At 68.8% G+C, this 3,084-nt stretch carries 1 protein-coding gene and 1 pseudogene; one reads left to right on the top strand and one right to left on the bottom strand.

Annotated features, from left to right (window positions below; translation table 11 throughout):
* Positions 1-2,781: excinuclease ABC subunit UvrA (gene uvrA, locus AC2VOK_RS09505; RefSeq protein ID WP_428900249.1), on the top strand; the 2,781-nt coding region annotated here is incomplete at its 5' end.
* A 137-nt stretch (positions 2,782-2,918) separates the two neighbouring features.
* On the opposite strand, the pseudogene AC2VOK_RS09500 reads toward uvrA, so the two are convergent.
* Positions 2,919-3,084: pseudogene (locus AC2VOK_RS09500) on the bottom strand (esterase family protein); the annotation flags it as partial.

Below are 3,084 nucleotides of genomic sequence, written 5' to 3'. Positions count from 1 at the left end.
ATCTTCGCCGAGGGGCAGCGCCGCTACGTCGAGTCGCTGTCGGCCTATGCGCGGCAGTTCCTGGGGCAGATGGACAAGCCGGACGTCGACTTCATCGAGGGCCTCTCGCCGGCGGTGTCGATCGACCAGAAGTCGACCAACCGCAACCCGCGCTCGACGGTCGGGACCATCACCGAGGTCTACGACTACCTTCGGCTGCTCTACGCGCGCGCGGGCACACCGCACTGCCCGGTCTGCGGGGAGCGGATCGCGCGCCAGACCCCGCAGCAGATCGTCGACCAGGTGCTGGCGATGCCCGAGGGCACCCGGTTCCTGGTGCTCGCGCCGGTGGTGCGCACCCGCAAGGGTGAGTTCGCCGACCTGTTCGAGAAGCTGAACGGGCAGGGCTACAGCCGGGTGCGGGTCGACGGCGTCGTGCACCCGCTGACCGACCCGCCCAAGCTGAAGAAACAGGAGAAGCACGACATCGAGGTGGTGGTCGACCGCCTCACCGTCAAGGCCACCGCCAAGCAGCGGCTCACCGACTCGGTGGAGACGGCGCTGAGCCTCGCCGACGGCATCGTGGTGCTGGAGTTCCCCGATGACCGGGCCCACGAGCACGACCGTCCCCGCGAGCAGCGGTTCTCCGAGAAGCTGGCCTGCCCCAACGGGCACGCGCTGGCCGTCGACGACCTGGAGCCGCGCTCGTTCTCGTTCAACTCGCCCTACGGGGCGTGCCCCGAGTGCTCGGGCCTGGGCATCCGCAAGGAGGTCGACCCCGAGCTGGTGATCCCCGACCCGGACCGCACGCTGTCCGAAGGCGCCGTCGCGCCGTGGTCGAACGGTAACACCGCGGAGTACTTCACCCGGATGATGGCCGGTCTCGGCGAGGAGCTGGGCTTCGACGTCGACACGCCGTGGCGCAAGCTGCCGGCCAAGGCGCGCAAGGCGATCCTGGAGGGCTCCGACCATCAGGTGCACGTGCGCTACCGCAACCGGTACGGGCGGACCCGCTCCTACTACGCCGATTTCGAAGGCGTGCTGGCGTTCCTGCAGCGCAAGATGGCGCAGACGGAATCCGAGCAGATGAAGGAGCGCTACGAGGGCTTCATGCGTGACGTGCCCTGCCCGGAGTGTGGGGGCGCCAGGCTCAAGCAGGAGATCCTGGCGGTGACGCTGGCCGCGGGGGAGCACGGGGAGAAGTCCATCGCCGAGGTCTGCGAGCTGTCGATCTCGGACTGCGCGGACTTCCTGAACACCCTCACCCTCGGGTCGCGTGAGCAGGCCATCGCCGGACAGGTGCTCAAGGAGATCCAGTCGCGGTTGGGCTTTCTGCTCGACGTCGGGCTGGAGTACCTGTCGCTGTCGCGGGCGGCGGGGACGCTGTCCGGCGGCGAGGCGCAACGCATCCGGCTGGCCACCCAGATCGGGTCCGGCCTGGTGGGGGTCCTCTACGTGCTCGACGAGCCGTCCATCGGCCTGCATCAGCGCGACAACCGCCGCCTCATCGAAACACTAACGCGCTTAAGGGATCTGGGGAACACCCTGATCGTCGTCGAGCACGACGAGGACACCATCGCCCACGCCGACTGGGTCGTCGACATCGGCCCACGGGCCGGCGAACACGGCGGCCGCATCGTGCACAGCGGAACCTACAGCGAGTTGCTGGCCAACGAGGAGTCGCTGACGGGCGCCTACCTGGCGGGCAAGGAGAGCATCGAGGTTCCCGCCGTGCGCCGGCCCGTCGACCCGCGCCGGCAGTTGACGGTGGTGGGCGCGCGCGAGCACAACCTGCGGGGCATCGACGTGGCATTCCCGCTGGGTGTGCTGACCGCGGTGACGGGCGTGTCGGGGTCGGGCAAGTCCACACTGGTCAACGACATCCTGGCCGCGGTGCTGGCCAACCGGCTCAACGGCGCGCGCCAGGTCCCCGGTCGCCACACCCGGGTCACCGGGCTGGACCACCTCGACAAGCTGGTGCGGGTCGACCAGTCGCCGATCGGGCGCACCCCGCGGTCCAACCCGGCCACCTACACCGGTGTCTTCGACAAGATCCGCACCCTGTTCGCGGCCACCACCGAGGCCAAGGTCCGCGGCTACCAGCCCGGCCGATTCTCGTTCAACGTCAAGGGCGGCCGCTGCGAGGCGTGCACCGGCGACGGCACCATCAAGATCGAGATGAACTTCCTGCCCGACGTGTACGTGCCGTGCGAGGTGTGCCACGGCGCCCGCTACAACCGGGAAACCCTCGAGGTGCACTACAAGGGCAAGACGATCGCCGAAGTGCTGGACATGTCGATCGAGGAAGCGTGCGAGTTCTTCGAACCGATCAGCGGCATTCACCGCTACCTGCGCACGCTGGTCGACGTCGGGCTGGGATATGTGCGGCTCGGCCAGCCCGCGCCGACGCTGTCCGGCGGCGAGGCGCAGCGCGTCAAGCTGGCCGCCGAACTGCAGAAGCGCTCGACCGGACGGACCGTCTACATCCTCGACGAACCCACCACCGGTTTGCATTTCGACGACATCCGCAAGCTGCTGAACGTCATCAACGGCCTCGTCGACAAAGGCAACACCGTCATCGTCATCGAGCACAACCTGGACGTGATCAAGACCTCGGACTGGATCGTCGACATGGGCCCCGAGGGCGGCTCCGGGGGCGGAACGGTTGTCGCGCAGGGCACGCCGGAGGACGTCGCCGCGGTCCCGGAAAGTTACACCGGCAAGTTCCTCGCCGAGGTCATCGGCCGTGCTCCGGTGCGCGCCCCGCGGCGACCCAGCCGCCGGCGCAAAGTCACGGCCTGACCAATCTTTCCGCGACACATAAACGTCTGCGACGACACGCCGTATGGCGTCGCAGACGTTTATGTCTCGCGTCGCCGCAGCTGTCGCATCCGGGGCCGGGATCGGTTGATTCGCCGGGACTGCGTGAGCGCTCGCCGCTAGCGCCGGTGGGTGCTGGAATGCTGGGCCGGGACCACCACTGCAGTGGCGGACGCAGGGGGCAAGGATGTGCGCGCAACCCCCGGCGTGCCCAGTCGACCCGCCAGCCAGGGCAGCGCGGCCGCGAAGGCCCGGTCCGCGAACGGCCAATCGTGCTTGCCCGGC

The organism is Mycobacterium sp. TH-M116, from assembly GCF_057473685.1.
Note: the sequence above shows the minus strand (reverse complement) of the source record. Positions and strands in the feature narration are given on the sequence as shown.